This window comes from Kineosporia sp. R_H_3 (genome assembly GCF_002198675.1).
Classification (GTDB): domain Bacteria; phylum Actinomycetota; class Actinomycetes; order Actinomycetales; family Kineosporiaceae; genus R-H-3.
Map to the genome: position 1 here is coordinate 46,284 of NZ_MWLL01000175.1, position 15,515 is coordinate 61,798.

Annotated in this window: 10 protein-coding genes; all 10 read right to left on the reverse strand. The window is 75.4% G+C overall.

Features of this window, described 5'->3' with window-relative positions:
- Positions 1 to 10 precede the first annotated feature (10 nt).
- Entirely contained in the window at positions 11 to 1,300 is a 1,290-nt protein-coding gene (locus ECOMGDLI_RS19070; protein ID WP_088318440.1) for a glycosyltransferase, read from the reverse strand.
- Entirely contained in the window at positions 1,297 to 2,505 is a 1,209-nt protein-coding gene (locus ECOMGDLI_RS34735; RefSeq protein WP_088318441.1) for a hypothetical protein, read from the reverse strand. The genes ECOMGDLI_RS19070 and ECOMGDLI_RS34735 overlap by 4 nt, the downstream gene beginning before the upstream one ends.
- A complete protein-coding gene (locus ECOMGDLI_RS19080) occupies positions 2,502 to 4,067 on the reverse strand; it encodes a hypothetical protein (protein ID WP_143447786.1) in 1,566 nt (521 codons plus the stop codon). The genes ECOMGDLI_RS34735 and ECOMGDLI_RS19080 overlap by 4 nt, the downstream gene beginning before the upstream one ends.
- The gene (locus tag ECOMGDLI_RS19085; RefSeq protein ID WP_088318444.1) at positions 4,064 to 5,635 is read right to left on the reverse strand and encodes a hypothetical protein; all 1,572 of its coding nucleotides are present in this window, start codon (positions 5,633 to 5,635) and stop codon (positions 4,064 to 4,066) included. The genes ECOMGDLI_RS19080 and ECOMGDLI_RS19085 overlap by 4 nt, the downstream gene beginning before the upstream one ends.
- Positions 5,632 to 7,611, reverse strand: a complete 1,980-nt coding sequence (locus tag ECOMGDLI_RS19090; RefSeq protein WP_088318462.1) for an alginate lyase family protein — start codon at positions 7,609 to 7,611, stop codon at positions 5,632 to 5,634. The genes ECOMGDLI_RS19085 and ECOMGDLI_RS19090 overlap by 4 nt, the downstream gene beginning before the upstream one ends.
- A gap of 44 nt (positions 7,612 to 7,655) precedes the next feature.
- Positions 7,656 to 9,851: a bi-domain-containing oxidoreductase gene (locus ECOMGDLI_RS19095; RefSeq protein ID WP_088318445.1), complete on the reverse strand. Its 2,196-nt coding sequence runs from the start codon at positions 9,849 to 9,851 to the stop codon at positions 7,656 to 7,658.
- A gap of 46 nt (positions 9,852 to 9,897) precedes the next feature.
- On the reverse strand, positions 9,898 to 11,811 hold the full coding sequence (gene asnB / locus ECOMGDLI_RS19100; protein ID WP_088318447.1) for an asparagine synthase (glutamine-hydrolyzing): 1,914 nt from the start codon (positions 11,809 to 11,811) through the stop codon (positions 9,898 to 9,900).
- A gap of 1 nt (position 11,812) precedes the next feature.
- Positions 11,813 to 13,171, reverse strand: a complete 1,359-nt coding sequence (locus ECOMGDLI_RS19105) for a glycosyltransferase family 4 protein (protein WP_233153535.1) — start codon at positions 13,169 to 13,171, stop codon at positions 11,813 to 11,815.
- Positions 13,168 to 14,496 carry a nucleotide sugar dehydrogenase gene (locus tag ECOMGDLI_RS19110; protein ID WP_088318448.1) on the reverse strand — a complete coding sequence of 443 codons (1,329 nt, stop codon included), beginning with the start codon at positions 14,494 to 14,496 and terminating at the stop codon, positions 13,168 to 13,170. The genes ECOMGDLI_RS19105 and ECOMGDLI_RS19110 overlap by 4 nt, the downstream gene beginning before the upstream one ends.
- 324 nt (positions 14,497 to 14,820) lie before the next feature.
- On the reverse strand, positions 14,821 to 15,515 hold a 695-nt coding region (locus ECOMGDLI_RS19115), incomplete at its 5' end, for a DedA family protein (protein WP_198955003.1).

Consider the following 15,515-nt stretch of genomic DNA (forward strand, 5'->3'; position numbering starts at 1 on the left):
GGTGGTCTCCTCAGCTGAGCGGCCGGGCCGCTCGGTCGTCCCGCGCCGCCACGTGCGCCCCCGGCGGCGGGGTGCCACGGACGTCGCCCCGACGTCCGGTGCCGGCCACGACGGGGTGCTCCGTCGCGAACCGGTAGATCTCGACGAGCCGGGCCGCGTCGGCGTCCGGCGTGAAGCGGGCCCGGTGGGTGGCGCGGGCGGCCTCGCCGAGCGCCTCCCACCGGGACGGGTGGTCGTTCACGTCCTCGAGCACCGCGACGAGGGCGTCGACGTCGCCGGGCCGGAAGAGCGCGCCGTCCACGCCGTCGGTGACGATCTCGGGGAAGGCGCCGTGGGCGGGTGCGACCGCGGCGGTGCCGACGGCCATCGCCTCGACGGCCACGAGGCCGAAGGTCTCCTCCCACGCCGACGGCACGAGCGCGGCCCGGACCCCGGCGAGCACGCCGGCCGCCTCCGCACGCGGCAGGAGACCGCGGACGTCGACCCGCTGCGAGCGGGCGGCCCACGCGGCGACCTCGCCGGCGAGGTCGCCGCTGCCGACGACGACGAGCCGCAGCGCCGAGGCGGGGCGGCGCGCGGTGAACGCGTCCCAGGCCGCCATGACGAGCGGTGCGCCCTTGGCCGCGTCGAGCCGGCTCACGACGGCGACGGCGTGCTCGCGCGGCCCGGCCTGGGCGGCCGCCGGGACGGCGACGACGTTGTGCTTGACGAAGCAGCGCTCCGGCGGCAGGCCGAGCCCGGCGTGCAGGTCGCGCTGGGCCGCCGAGATGAAGACGTGCGCGGAGACCAGGTCGCGCCAGGTGCGCCGGTGCAGGACGGCGCTCGCGGCGACGGGTGCCGTCGCGAGCCGGGAGCCCCGGTAGCAGCCGTGGCGCAGCGCCGGTCCGACCCGGCCGTCGGCGCAGTCGTGGCAGACCCGGCCGTCGCGGAAGTACGTGCCGGCGGCGCACGCGAGGCGGTAGTTGTGCACGGTCCGGACGACGGGGACGCCCGCGTCCCGGCACGCGACGACGACCGCCGGGCTGAGCAGCGGGAAGACGTTGTGGACGTGGACGACGTCGGGGCGCGCCCGGTCCAGCTCGTGGGCGAGCGACCGGCGCGAGGCCTCGTTCCAGACGACGCCGAGCGGCAGCGTGGCCTTGTGCAGCGGGCCCCAGCCGGCGATGTCGGCGTTGTGGCGCTGGAGCAGCGTCACGTCGTGGCCCGCGGCGGCGAGCCGCGCGACCTCCTCGTCGACGACGAGGTTCTCCCCGCTCGGCGCGGTGCCCGGGTACCTGCTGTGCAGCACGAGGATCTTCACGTCTGCGTCCTCCCCGGCGGCACGGCGAGCAGCGACGCGGCGACGAACAGGTCGAGCAGGTACGGCGAGGCGTCGCCGAGCCCGGTCTCGCTCACCGAGGCGACGGCGCAGTAGCCGATGAGGAAGAGCGCGACGGCGCGACGCACGCCGCGCGGGTGGGTGAACGCCAGGAGCAGCAGGACGAGCAGGAACGCCAGGCTGACGAAGACGCCGAACCAGCCCTGGTCGAGGTAGGTGGCGACCCAGTGGCTGTCGATCGGCAGGCCCTGGAACGACTTGTTCGACAGTCCGGAGCCGAAGAGCTCCTCGAGCCGAGGCCGGTCCATGGCGAACACCGCGGTCCAGACCTTCGTGCGGCCGGTCAGCTGCGCAGCGTCCTGGGCGCTCTGGCCGCGCCAGAACCAGTCGAGGAGCCACGGCGCGAACACGGTGGCGCCCACGACGACGAGGACGCCGACCAGGGCGGAGGCCCGGCGCACCCGCGCGTGGCCGAGGAACATGCTTGCCCCGGCGAGCGTGAGCCCGACCCCGATGGCGAGCAGCGCCGTCCGGGTGTGGCACAGGACGAGCGCCCCGCCTGCCGCCAGGATCGTCACCGCGAGCGTGCGTCCCGAGACCACCCCGCCGAACCAGAGGACGACGGTGCAGCCGAGCAGGACCGCCGCGTAGTGCCCCACCTGGGTCGGCGGGATCGGCCACAGCGCGCCGGAGAGCCGGCCCTCGAAGGAGAACGCGGAGCCGGGCGCGAGCACCGCACCGAGCAGGACGCTGCCGACGATGACCCGCAGGCAGGTCAGGTGCCACCGCAGCAGCGGCAGGTCCGAGCGTCCCCACCACGGGGTGAGCAGCCACAGGACGCACGTGAACGCGATGAGCCGGCAGGCCCGGAAGGTGGAGCCGAGCAGGTACTCGTTGTGCAGGCTGACGACGAGGGCGACGACGGCGAGCATGCTCAGCAGGACGAGCACGAGGTTCGGCCGCACGACCATGCCGGGGTTGACGAGGAGCGCGAGCACCATCGCGACGACGAGCGACCCCTGCGTGACGAGCTGGCCGAGGCTGCCGGGGATGGGCACGAGCGTCGGCATCCCCGAGAACGCGAGCACGTTGAGGAACAGCGCGGCCCACACGAGCATCGGGGCGCGCGGCGGGGCGGCCGGACGGCGCGCGAGGGCCGCGCGGCGGGAGGTCAGGACGACGGTCACGGCTGTGCCACCTGCTCGTCCGGTGCGGTCATCAGCCCGGAGGAGTCGTCGGTCCGGTCGGCGCGCAGCAGGACGGCGTGCCGCAGCACCATCCCGGCGTCCCGCAGCTGGTCGGCCGTCGTCCGGATCCGCTCGACGCCCGAGCGGCCCGCCGTCACGGTGACGACGGCGCGGTGCGCCCAGACCGCCATCGCCGAGGCCCCGACCGCCGGGTCGAGGTCGGCGAGGGTCAGGACGAGGTCGTCCGGGCCGAGCGCCTCGTGACCGTCCGCCCCGTCCGGGCCTCCGGCGCGACGCAGGTCCACCGGGCCCTGCGCGAGCATGGGCTCACCGACCGGCCGCAGGACGACGGGGGCAGGACCGTCCGGGAACGCCGACAGCGCCGTGACGGCGTCCTGCAGGCGGCCGGCGCGGGTCAGGTCGACCATCGAGACGTCGAGCCCTTGCTCGGCGAGCACGAGGCCCACGGTCGCGACGCCGAACCGGGCGTCGTCGGAGTTGTCGAGGCACGCGACGAGGAGGCGGCGGGGCTGGCCCGGGGCGGGCAGCGCGTACTCCAGGACGTGCGCGAAGCGCCGGCGGTCCACCGCGCGCCGCTCGTCGACGCCGAGCCGGTTCGTCAGCGGACGCACCCAGCGCGGCATCGGCGCGAGCCGGCGCACGCTGAGCGGGACCGGTGCGCCGAGGGCCGTGGCCACCTCGGAGCGGCGGCGCAGCCGGTCCGTCGTCACCGCGAGGAAGACGACGAGGCCGACCCCCGCGGCGGTGCCGGCGACGAGCCCGGAGGCCAGGACGAGCGCGGCGTGCCGCAGACCCGGTCCGGGCTCACGGCCCGCCGGGTCGACGACCCGGCTCGACGCGACGAGCGAGGTGGTGCGCAGCGTCTGGTCCTGGACCGACTGCTGCAGGCTGCCGATCTGGTTCCCGAGGTCCGCACGCGCGGCGATCGCGTCGGTGAGGTCCTCGGTGGACGCCGTCGCCGACGTCGACAGGTCGGCGATCCGGGCGCTGATCGTCGTGACCTGCTCCTGGAGCGCGGCGATCCGCTCGTTCATGCCGTCGACGATGTAGTCCGACTGAGCGGTGAGCTGCTCCGCGCGGAACGTGAGGTAGGCGGCGCTCAACGCGTCCAGCCGGCGCTCCGCCTCGGCACCCGTCGGGGCCGAGAGCGTCACGCGCATGACGTCCGAGCTGACCGGCTCGATGCTCACCGAGTCCAGGAGGGCGTCCGGGGTCTCGGCGAGGCCGAGCACGGCGAGGGTGCGGGCGGCGACGGTGCGGGTGCGCAGCAGGCTGACGTCGGTCGCCATCGCGCGCGCCGGGTCCTGCTGCACCTCGTGGGTGAGCACGAGCGTGGTCGTCGCGGCCTGCGGCGGGGGCACGGCGACCAGGTAGGCCGCCCCCGCACCGAGCCCGAGCACGCCGGCGAGCACGCACGTGCGCAGCCGGCGACGCAGGGCGGCCCGCAGGTAGTGCAGGCTGACGAGGGTGGGCGCCGGCCGGCCCGGGCCGCTCGGGTCCCCGGGGTCCGCGGCGGGGACGTCCCACACGGCGGGTATCACGACCGCTTCCCCGTGGTCTCGCCGGAGGGTTCCTGCCCGGAGACGCCGGTCAGCCGGACCGGCAGCGGGGCGCGCACGGCGCGCTCGTCGAGGGTGTGCCGGCCGGACGTGCGGTCGGTCCGGTCGGGGTCGGCGACGACGACGCCGTCGATCCGCCGTCCCGCGTCGTCCACGGCCACCGCGACCCGGGCCAGCTCCTGCTCGGAGGCGGCCGCCGACGCGACGACGAGCACGGTCGTCGCGGTGGGCGGTGCACCGCCCAGCGTCGGCGCGTTCCGGTCGACGACGACGAGCACGACGGTCAGGTCGGCGGGCTCGCCGGGCTCCTCGGGGCCGATCGTCAGCCTCGGCCGCGGGTGCGCGGGGACGTCGGAGGCGACGGCCGCCCACAGGGCCGCGGAGCGGTCCTGGCCGGGACCCGCGACGAGCCGGGTCGCAATGCCCACCGACGCGGCGAAGGCCGCGAGCTGCGGTCCGAGCGACAGCGCCCGGGTGTCGCCGTCCAGGCTCACGACGGTCAGCGAGCGGGGGTGCTCGACGCGCGGTCTCGCCTCGCCCTTGCGCTCCGGTCGTGGGTCGGCGCCGGCCAGCGCCCGCAGCACCTGCCGCAGCGCCCAGGACTCGACCGGCGTCGCCTCGTAGGCCCGCAGCAGGGCCCGCCACCCGGCGACCGCGCGCTGCGGGTGGCTGCGCGCCGCCGCGAGGACCGGGCTGCCGACGGCGTCCGCGATCTCGTCGCGCAGCGTCATCCGCGGGTCCCGGCGCGAGGCCAGCAGCATGAGGGCGACGGCGAGGGTCACCGCGGCGGCCGCGCCCGCGGGCGCCCAGACGAGCAGCCGCCGTCCGAGCGGGTCGCCGACGGCCGGGCCCGCGTCCTGCAGCACCGATACCACGGAGCCGGTTCCGGAGCCGACGGGCGCCGCCGTCGTGATGTCGCCCTTGACGGTGTCGAGCCGCAGCGACAGGTCCGCCTGCTCCGCGCGCAGCCGCGCGACGAGCTGGGCCTCGCGCCGGCCCTCGGCCGAGCCGGCCGGGGCCGCCTTCTGCCGCGCGACGGTCGTGTCGATCTCCTGCTGCAGCAGCTCGACCTGCGCCTGGAGGTCGGCCTCCCGGGCGCTGAGGTCGGCCAGCGCGGCCGCCGTGACACGGCGGTCCGCCTCGCGCACGAACGCGACGTAGGCGTCCGCCACGGCCTGGGACAGCGCGGTGGCCTGCGACGCGACGACGGAACCGGCCTTGATCTCGAGGAGCTGGTCGGTGGGTGCGTCCACCCGCACCCGGCGTTCGACCTGGCCGATCGTCAGGGCCGGTGCGACGGCGCGCCCGGCGGTCCCCAGGACGGCCTCGCTGAGGACGATCCGGACCTGGGTGGCGACGTCGCGGCCACCGCCGCCGGACAGCGTCGGCGTGGGCAGCAGCACGAGCGTCGTGCTCGTCAGGGTCGGTGGCACGAAGGCGACGTACCCGACGCCCCCGAGCAGCCCGACGACCGCCGCGGCGGCGAGCAGCCGGCTGCGCCGGCGCAGCAGGGTCCGCGCCGAGCGGACGTCGAGGACGGTGTCGCTCATGTCAGCTCCAGCACGGTGACGAGGTGCGTCCCGGCCGCCCCGGAGCCGGTGCCGACGAGGCTCGTGCTCGGCACCCGGCGCCCGAAGCGCGGTGAGTACCAGCCCAGCGGCGGGTCGTCCTCGCCGCGGTGCGCCGTCCAGGTCAGGTCACCGGGGAGGCGCAGGCGGGCGGTCCGGCGGCCGTCCTGGGCCGTCCACGCCAAGCGGGCGGTGCGGTCGCCGAGGTCGACGTCGACCGCCGGGCCGAGGTGCCACGACAGCCGCAGCGGCACGGCGGCCCCGGCCGGCCCCGACGACCCCACCGGCCCGGTGACGTCGTCGACGACCGTCAGCGTGCGGGCCGGCGAGTCGAGCGTGACGAGCCGGCGGTGCACGAGCGGCACCGGCAGCCGGGTGTAGCCGTCGTGGGCGGCCTCCCACAGGCGCACCGGGGCGTCGCCGGGCTCCTGGCGCAGCGTCGTCGTCCGCGGGTGCGTCATCCAGAGGAACGGGCCCCCGGCGTCGCACTGGTCGACGCCCCCGAGCTCGAGGGTGTTGTGCGCGGCGGTCGAGCGGAACCACTGCCGCAGAACGGGTTCGCCGTGGTAGCAGTACGTCCCCGGGTCGACGAGCAGCTCGACGCCGTCGTACCGGACCTCGACGGACAACGCGTCGGCGTGCCCGTGCGCAGCGATCGAGCCGAACCCGAGCGGGCCGCCGTCGCAGCGGCACCACAGCTCCGGGCCGTCCTCGGGGCGGGACCGCAGCACCGTGAGGCCCGCGTCGGCGAAGCTGCGTGGACGGCGCGAGGCCCGCTCCCCCGGGCCGTCGACCGGGTGCCGGCGGCCGACGGCGCCCAGGACGACGGACTCGACCGAGGCCTCGGGGGCGGCCGGCCACCAGGGCATCGGGCCGACGAGCGCGGCCCCGGCGCCGAGGACGGCGGCCCACGGGTCCCCCTCGGGGTCGTCGACGACGAGCGCGCGGCCCTCGTCACCGTCGCCCTGGCGCGGGGGGCGGCCGGCGCTGTCGAGGACGGCGACGGCGGCGTCGAGGGAGCGCGCGACGAGCAGCCAGGTGGCCGGGGAGAGCGGGCGCCCGGCGGCGTCCGCCTCGACCGCGGCGACGAGCGCGAGCTCGAGGACGAAGCGGTGGTAGTCGGTGGCGAGCTCGCGGTTGACCCCGCTCGGGAAGGTGTTCGCGGCGAGCTCGCGCTCGAGCAGCCGCGCGGCGTCCGAACGCCAGCGCGCCGACCGCGGGAACCAGTCGAAGGCGCACGCGCCGACGAGCAACCCGGCCGCCTCGGCGACGACGTGGTTGTTCGCGGACGAGCCGCGGCTGGGGAACGCGGCGAGGTACTCGCAGTGCCAGCGGATCTGCCGGAGCGCGTCGTCGTCGCCCTCGAAGAGGTCGCCGACCTTGGGCCAGTCGTCGAGCAGGCGACGGGTCCAGGCCCACGCGACGAGCCGCAGGCCGATCTCGATGCCGCTCGTCCAGTGCACCCCGGACAGGAACGGGTTGGCCTGCCACCACGACCGCAGCTGGCCGGCCGCGGCGTCGGCGTAGCGCTCGTCGCCGGTGAGCCACCAGGCCGCCGCGAGCGTCGTCACCTGGTGGTGCCGGGAGAGCTCCCACACCTGCTTGACGTTGCCCGTGACGGTCTCGTCCCGGTGCGCCACCCGGAACGCGAGGCGGTCCTGCGGCGCGGTCCGGCCGGTCACGGGGTCGTGGAACCAGTCCGGTGCGGCGCTGTCGGGCCGCAGCACCCCGAGCGCCTCCCAGCGCCCCTCGAGCACCCGGTCGGCGGCGCGGACGACGGCCGCGGCGGCGTCCGCCGGCACCTGCTCGCGCGCGGCCGCGGGCAGCACCGAGCCGAACCCGCGGTCGGTCAGCGCACCCGGGGGCGGCGCGACAGCGCCCGGCGCGACGCGGCGCCGGGCCCACGCCTGGCGGCGGGCGGCGTCCACGGCCCGGTGCCCGACCTCGGCCGGTGACATCCGCCGCAGCCGGCGCACGTACCAGCCGGCGCGGGAGCCGCCCGTCACAGCGTCACCGGTCCGCGGCCGGCGATGCTCTCCCCGACGGCGAGCGTCGCGCGGGTCGTCGCGACGAGCGAGGCGAACGGGACCGGCATCGGGCCGCCGGTCCGCACGGCCTCGACGAACGCCGCGAGCTCGGCCTGCTGGCCCTTGTCGGTCCGGGACACGCCACGGCGCCGGGTCCGGCCCTTCGCCGGCCACACCGTGACCTGGCGGAAGTTGTCCAGCCTGGCGCTCGCGCCGCCCGCCGCGACATCGATGGTCTCCTTGGGGAAGCGCGGGCTGCCGCCGGTGACGTACGCGAGGTCGGCGACCGACCCGCCGGGGTAGGTGAGCACCGCGTGCACGTCCGCGCCGTGGCCGGTCGCCCAGACCTCGCCGGGGTCCTCCCCGACGAGCGCGCTCACGGTGTCGACGAAGTGGCCGCCCTCGCCGGCGAACCGGGAGCCCTCCCCCTCGGCGTCGAGGTACCAGCTCGACGGGTCGAGCCGGCCTGCGTTGACGAGGTACCGGACGGCGAGCGGGCCGCGCGCGCCGCCGACCGCCTCCCGCAGGTGCGCGAACGGCGTCGAGAACCGCCGGTTGAAGCCGACCATCAGCCGGTCGTTGCCGGTCTCCTCGACCGTCGCGACGATGCCGTCGAGCTGCTCGCGGGTCAGGGCGAGCGGCTTCTCCACGAAGACCGTGCGGCCGCGTTCGAGGGCGGCCCGGACGAGCGCGGCGTGGGAGCTGTGCCGGGTCACGACGACGACGGCGTCCAGGCTGTCGTCGTCGAGCAGGACGTCGAGGTCGGTCGTGATCGTGCCGAAGCCGAACCGGCGCTGGGCGTTGTACCCGGACAGCGCCGTCGTCGTCGCGACGCAGACCAGCTCGACGCCGTCCTGCGGCCGCAGGTGCGGCAGCAGCATCGAGGTCGCGTAGTTGCCGGCCCCCACGAAGCCGAGCCGCACGGGGCCGCCGGGGAGCCGGACCGGACGCCGGCCGGCCGGGGCCGCGGACGCACCGGTCGCGGTCACGCCGTTCGCGCCACGCACGGTGCGCGCGGACCGGACGTCGTCCGCCCCGGTGCCCTCGTAGGACAGCAGGAAGCCCACGCCCTGCAGCGCGCCGGAGCGGATCCGGCCGTAGACGTCCGGGGCGTCCTGCACCGGGTGCACGCTCGGCACGAGGGAGGCGACGTCCACCGAGCCGTCGGCGAGCAGGTCGAGGAAGCACGCGAGGTTGCGGCGCTCGGTCCAGCGGACGTACCCGGCCGGGTAGTCGACGCCGTCGAGCTCGTAGCTGTCGTCGTAGCGCCCGGGCCCGTAGGACCGGGAGAACCGGACGTCGAGCTCCTTGTCGTAGTAGGCGTTCCACGGCAGGTCGAGCCGCGTCTTCCCGATGTCGACGACGCGGCCGCGGTCCCGCGCGAGCCGGGCGGCCGTCTCGACGGGCGCGTTGGAGTCGCCGCCCGCGGCGAGCAGCACGTGGTCGGCGCCGATGCCGCCGGTCCGGACCACGAGCAGCCGCTCGACGGCACCGACGCCGTCCGCGTCCGGGGCGGCGCAGAGCAGCGCCCCGGCCTTCTCGGCGTCGCGGCAGCGGGCCTCGACGGGGTCCAGCCCGACGACCTGGACACCGGAGGCGACGAGCAGCCGGACGGCGAGCTGGCCGATGAGCCCGAGCCCGATGACGACCGCCGTCTCGCCGAGTGCGACCTCCGCGCGGCGGACGCCCTGCATGGCGATGGCGCCGACCGTCGCGAACGCCGCGTGCTCGGGCGCGACGCCGTCCGGGACCGGGACGCACAGGTTCGTCGGCACCCAGTTGAGCTCCGCGTGCAACGCGAACTCGTTGCCCGCGGCCGCGACGAGGTCCCCGACCGCGAACTCGTCGGCGCCCGCACCGACCTCGACGACGACGCCGCACAGCGAGTACCCGAGCGGGGTGTAGCTGTCGAGGCGCTGCATCGCCTTCTGGTACGTGGCGACCGCGCCCTGCTGGGCGACCGAGTCGACGAGCTTGCGCACCTGGTCCGGCCGGGCCCGGGCCTTGCCGAGCAGCGAGAGCCGTGCCTCGCTGACCTTCATCATCTCGGTGCCGGTCGAGATGAGCGAGAAGAGGGTGCGCACGAGCACCCCGCCGGGCTTGCACGACGGCACCGGGACGTCGAGGACGGCGAGGTCCCCGGACCGGTAGTTCTGCGCGACCTGCTTCACGGCGTGCTCCTTCTCCCTGGACCGGTCCTGCGGACCGTCGACGTGCTCACGGCGCCGCCACCCCCGCGGCCGTGGCCCCGCGGAACCACAGCTCCATCGACAGCAGCTGCCACAGCTGCTTGGACTCGTCCGAGCGCCCGCTGCGCTGGTCGGCGACCATCGCGCGCAGCGGGGCGGCGGCGAGCAGCCCGGCCCCGACGAGCCGGCCGTCGAGCAGCACGTCGTCGATGAGCGGACCGAGGTCGTTCGTCACCCACGCGCGCAGCGGGGCGCCGAACGACGCCTTCGGCCGCTCGAGGATCTCCTTCGGCAGCCAGCCGGCCGCCGCCTCCCGCAGGCAGACCTTCTGGGTGCGGCCCCTGATCTTGCGGCTGCCGGGCATCGAGAACGCCGCGCGGAAGACCTCGGTGTCGACGAACGGGACCCGGACCTCGGTGGAGGCGGCCATGCTCGCGCGGTCGGTGTACGTGAGGTTGAGACCGGGCAGGAAGAGCCGCGCGTCGGTGAGGCACATCCGGTTGACGTGGTCGCCCATCGCACCCGCCTCGTAGAGCACCCGGTGGTCCTCGACGAGCGGCGCGACGTACGGCGCGAGGGCCGGGCCGAGGAGCGCCTCGAGCGCGGGCGGGTCGTAGAGCGTGTAGCTGCGCCGGAAGCCGGCCTCCTCGCCGAGCCCGGCGAAGCCGAGGAAGCGCTTGGCCCATCGGGTGTACCGCAGCCCGCGCCCGCCCGCCGCGACCGGCAGCCGGTCGACCCCGGGGGCGATCACCCTCGTGCGCAGCGTCTCCGGCAGCCCCTGGTAGCGGGCCGCGAGGACGCACGCCAGGTGCTTGCGGTACCCGCCGAACAGCTCGTCCGCGCCCATACCGGAGAGCAGCACCTTGACCCCGGCGTCCCGGGCGGCCTCGCACATGAGGACGGTGTTGATCGCCGCGGGGTCGCCGATCGGCTCGTCGAGGACGTCCACGACGCGCGGCAGCATGTCGACGACGTCCGGGCTGATCTCGATCTCGTGCAGCCGGATCCCGAGCTCGGCGGCCATCTTCCGGGCGTAGACGGCGTCGTCCGGCATCGCCTCGAGACGCTGGTCCTGCGCGCGGAACGCGATGGCGTAGGCCTCGATCGACGGGTCCCGGCGGGCGGCGATCGCGGTGACGAGGCTGGAGTCGAGCCCGCCGCTGAGGAAGGACGCGACCGGGACGTCGGCGACCAGGTGCGCGAGGACGGACTCCTCGACGACCTGGGCGAGGTCCGCGGGCGGCCCGTCGGCGGCGGCCAGCGCCTCCTCGACGGCGTCCCAGTACCGTCCCGTGACGACCTCGCCGTCGGCGTCCCGGCGGGACCAGGTGCCGGCCGGGAGCTTGTGCACGCCGCGCACCGCGCAGCGGTCCTCGGGGAGGAAGTAGTACATCGTCGAGGCGACGAGCGCGGCCGGGTCGACGGCCAGCTCCGGCCCGACGGCGGTGACGATCGCCTTGAGCTCGCTGGCGAAGAGCAGCCCGTCGCCGCGCGGCATGACGAAGAGCGGCTTGATGCCGAGCGGGTCGCGTGCCAGCAGCAGCGACCCGCGCCGCTCGTCGTGCAGGGCGAGCGCGAACATCCCGCGGAACCGGCGCAGCGCGTCGGTCCCCCAGGAACGGAGGGCCTCCAGGACGACCTCGGTGTCGGAGTCGGTGACGAACCTGACCCCGGTGCCCTCCAGGAGGACCCGCAGGTCGCGGTAGTTGTAGAGCTCGCCGTTGTAGGCCAGGTGCAGGCCGTCCTTGACGAAGGGCTGGTCGGCGGCGTGCGAGAGGTCGATGATCGACAGCCGGCGGTGCCCGAGGTGGCACACGGCGCGGTCGCCCCGCACGGTGGTGACCGCCGAGGCGTCCGGGCCGCGGTGCGCCATCCGCTCAGTCATCCGGCGGACGAGGTCCTCGCCGTCCGGCTGCTGGAAGGCTCCCGCGATGCCGCACATGTCAGCCCCGCCGCGCGCCGCGCTCGCCGGCCGGTTCGTCCACCGGGTCGTCCACCGGTCCGTCGGCCGGTTCGCCGTGCGCCCCGGCCGGCTCCGCCGTCCGCAGGTCGATGACCCGCACCGGCTCCGGCACGGGCCCGGGGACGGTCGCCGGCACCCGCCCGACGAGCTCGTCGTAGACGCGCACGTAGGCGACGCGCTGGTGCGGCCAGCCGAGCTCCTCCTCGATCCTGGCCCGGCCGCAGCGGCCCATCCGGGCGCGCTCGTCGTCGTCGTCGAGCAGCTCGAGGATCGTGCGCGCGTAGCCGCGGACGTCACCGTCGGCCACGTAGGCGGCCGCGGCGCCGGCCGAGACCGCCGTCTCGGTGAGGTCGAAGGCGACGACGGGGAGGCCGAAGGCCATGTACTCCAACGTCTTGTTCATCGTCGAGACGTTGTTGAGCGGGTTCTTCGGGTCCGGTGACAGGCCGACGTCGGCGGTCGAGAGGACGTCGACGACGGTCTGGTCCGGCACCCGCCCGGGCAGGTCCACGTACTCCGCCAGGCCGAGCTCGTCGCGCAGGGCGACCACGTCGGCGTAGCTGTCGCCGGCGCCCATGAACGTGAAGGAGACGTCGTCCCGGCCCAGCCCGTGGACGACCTCGTACGCGGCGCGGACGGCGACGTCGACGCCGTCCTGCGGGCCCATGACGCCGATGTACGCCACGAGGTGCCGGCGGCCGCGGCGCAGCGCCGGATCGGGCTGCGCGGGGCGCAGCCGGTCGGGGTCCGGGCCGGTGCGGACGACGGTCACGTCACTGCGCGCCTTGCCGCCGCGGGCGACCGCGACCTCCCGGTACGACTCGTTCGTCGAGACGACGCGGTCCGCCGTCCGGAAGGTGGCCCGTTCCAGCAGCAGCAGGGCCCGGTGCAGCATCCGGCCACCGCCGGGGAACCGGGACTCGAAGAGCTCCGGGCACAGGTCGTGGTGGTCGAAGACGAAGCGGGTGCCGTCGACGAGCCGCAGCACCCGGGCGATCGGCCAGAAGATGTCCGGCGGGTTGCACGCCTGCAGCACGGCGAACCGCCCCCGCCGCCGCCCGCGCAGGACGAGGGCCGCCGTCGCGACGAAGGACCACACGTACTCGAGGGCGAACTGCGCGAAGCCGCCGCCCGGGGCGTACTGGTGGTACTTCAGGAGGGTGACCCCGTCGAGCACCTCGCGCGCCGGGTCGCCGGGCCCCTTGGGGCAGACCACGGTGACGTCGTAGCCGGCGGCGGTGAGGGCGCGGCACTCGAGCCAGACCCGGCGGTCGAACGGCACGGGGAGGTTCTGTACGATGACGAGCACCCGGGGCGAGGCGACGCGGTCGCGGCTCACGCCGGCCACCCGATGCCCTCGTACCCGGGCAGCGACTCGACGTCGTGGCCGAGCCGGCCGACGAGGTCGATGATCCGGGCCGGTGGGTCGGCCTCGAGCGCCGCGAGCACCTCGGGGTCGGTCGTCGACACGACCGCGGTGCCGGCCCCGTCGAGCGCCTCCCTCGGGTCGCGCGAGAGCAGCCGGCCCAGGTGCGGCAGCCGGCTCTCCATGTAGCGCAGGTTCGAGCCCATCAGCTGGTCGGGGTTGACGATCGGGTCGTAGATCCGGACGTCGAACCCCTTGCCGACCAACCGTTCGACGAGGTCGACGTTCGGACTCTCCCGCAGGTCGTCGGTGTGCATCTTGAAGCTGAGGCCGAGGACGGCGACCCGGCGGTCCGGCCCGGCGAGGACCCGGTCGACGATGTCGCTCACGACGAGCTCGTTCGTCCGGATCGTGCTCGCGAGCAGGGGTGCGTCGAGCGCGTTGGCCCGCGCCATGTGGAGCAGCGACCGCAGGTCCTTCGGCAGGCAGGAGCCGCCGAACGCGAAGCCGGGCCGCAGGTAGGCCGGGGACACGTTGAGGACGGTGTCCTCGCAGAAGATGTCCATGACCTCGCGGGAGTTCACGTCGAGCGCGCGGAAGATCCTCGCGAGCTCGTTCGTGAACGACACCTTCGTCGCGTGGAACGCGTTGCAGGCGTACTTCAGCGCCTCGGCGACGCGCAGGTCGACGACGTGCGGCTGCTGCTCGAGGAAGGCGAAGAGGCTGCGCAGCACCTCCTCCGCGGCCGGGTCCTCGGTGCCGATGACGACGAAGGGCGGGTGGAAGAAGTCGTGCACGCCGGATCCCTCGCGGAGGAACTCCGGGCACATCGCGGCGCTCACCGACCAGCCCGGGGGCACGGCCGCGCCGGCGAAGGTCGCGACGACGTGCTCCTCGACCGTTCCCGGCGGGACCGTGCTCCGGACGACGACGACGTGCCGTCCCGACGCCGGCGGCGGCGCCTCGGCCATCGCCGCGCGGATCCCGTCGAGGGCCCGGTCGAGGTACGTGAGGTCCGTGCTGCCCTGCGGCGAGGACGGCGTCCCGACGCAGATGAGGGAGACGTCCGCGCCGTCGAGCGCGACCCGCGCCTGCGTCGTCGCCCGCAGCCGGCCGGCGGCCACCGCACCGGCGAGCAGATCGAGGATCCCGGGTTCCACCACCGGACTGCGGGCTGCGGTGACGAGGTCCACCTTCACCGGGTCGACGTCCACCCCGACGACGTCGTGCCCGACGGAGGCGAGCCCCGCCGCAGTCACGGTTCCGACATAGCCCAAGCCGAAGACAGCGACCTTCATGGGAAACTCCCAGCGCCCCAACGTCCGTACGCCCCGCACGGACGCCACGACACTAAGTCACGATCAAGGCCGTGCCAGGGGCGTTTCGTCGGCATTCACGCGCCGTTGCCCTGAGGGCCGCGATGCAAGCGTTTGACGTCACCATCGGACGTTGACAACGAGGCTCTGACCTGCGACGACAGGGTGCCCGGACGTAAGTCCCGCCGGGACGGGAAAGTTCGCCCGTAGGCCTCCGTCCGGACGAACGGACGTAACGGCCTGTTATCCCGGTACGCCGTCCGTGGACAACCGGGCTGCGTTACGTGACCTTCGGCCCGAGCCGGGTCAGCCCCGGTCCGGGGTCCGTACGGGCTCCGGGGCGACCTCGGCGGCACGTCGCCTGCGCAGCCGGCGGACGACGAAGAGGGCGACCGACAGCACCACGGCCGCGTAGACGACCTTGTCGACGACCCCGGCGTACCGTTCCACGGTGCGCCACTGGGTGCCGAGGGCGTAGCCGGCGCCGACGAGGACGGCGTTCCAGGCCAGGCTCCCCACGGTCGTCAGGATCGTGAACCGGGTGAGCGACATGGAGGAGGCGCCCGCGGGCAGCGACACCAGGCTGCGGACGCCTGGGACGAGCCGCCCGAACAGGACCGCCCAGGGGCCGTGCCGGTCGAACCAGGCCATCGCCCCGTCCACGTCCTCCCGGTCGACGAGCGGTATCCGGGAGAGCACCACGGCCGACCGCTCCCGCCCGAGCCTGGCCCCGACGCCGTAGAGGACCCACGAGCCGACGACGGCACCGACCGTGGCCGCGACGAGCACCGCGGCCAGGCTCATCCGGCCGCGCTCCGCGAGGTACCCGGCGAGCGGCAGGATGACCTCGCTCGGCAGCGGCGGGAACACCGTCTCGACGACGGTGAGCAGGCCGACCCCGAGTGCGCCCAGCGCCTCGACGACGTCGAGGACGGTGCCGGTGAGGCCGCCCATCTCCCCCGGCTGCCCGCCCGGGGGCGCGGCGGCCCAGGATGCGTGGA

What these genes read in the sequence shown, in the direction of transcription:
- asnB (WP_088318447.1), bottom strand. Translation starts at nt 11,811, where the DNA reads ATGTGCGGCATCGCGGGAGCCTTCCAGCAGCCGGACGGCGAGGACCTC.
- ECOMGDLI_RS19110 (WP_088318448.1), bottom strand. Translation starts at nt 14,496, where the DNA reads ATGAAGGTCGCTGTCTTCGGCTTGGGCTATGTCGGAACCGTGACTGCG.
- ECOMGDLI_RS19085 (WP_088318444.1), bottom strand. Translation starts at nt 5,635, where the DNA reads ATGAGCGACACCGTCCTCGACGTCCGCTCGGCGCGGACCCTGCTGCGC.
- ECOMGDLI_RS19090 (WP_088318462.1), bottom strand. Translation starts at nt 7,611, where the DNA reads ATGTCACCGGCCGAGGTCGGGCACCGGGCCGTGGACGCCGCCCGCCGC.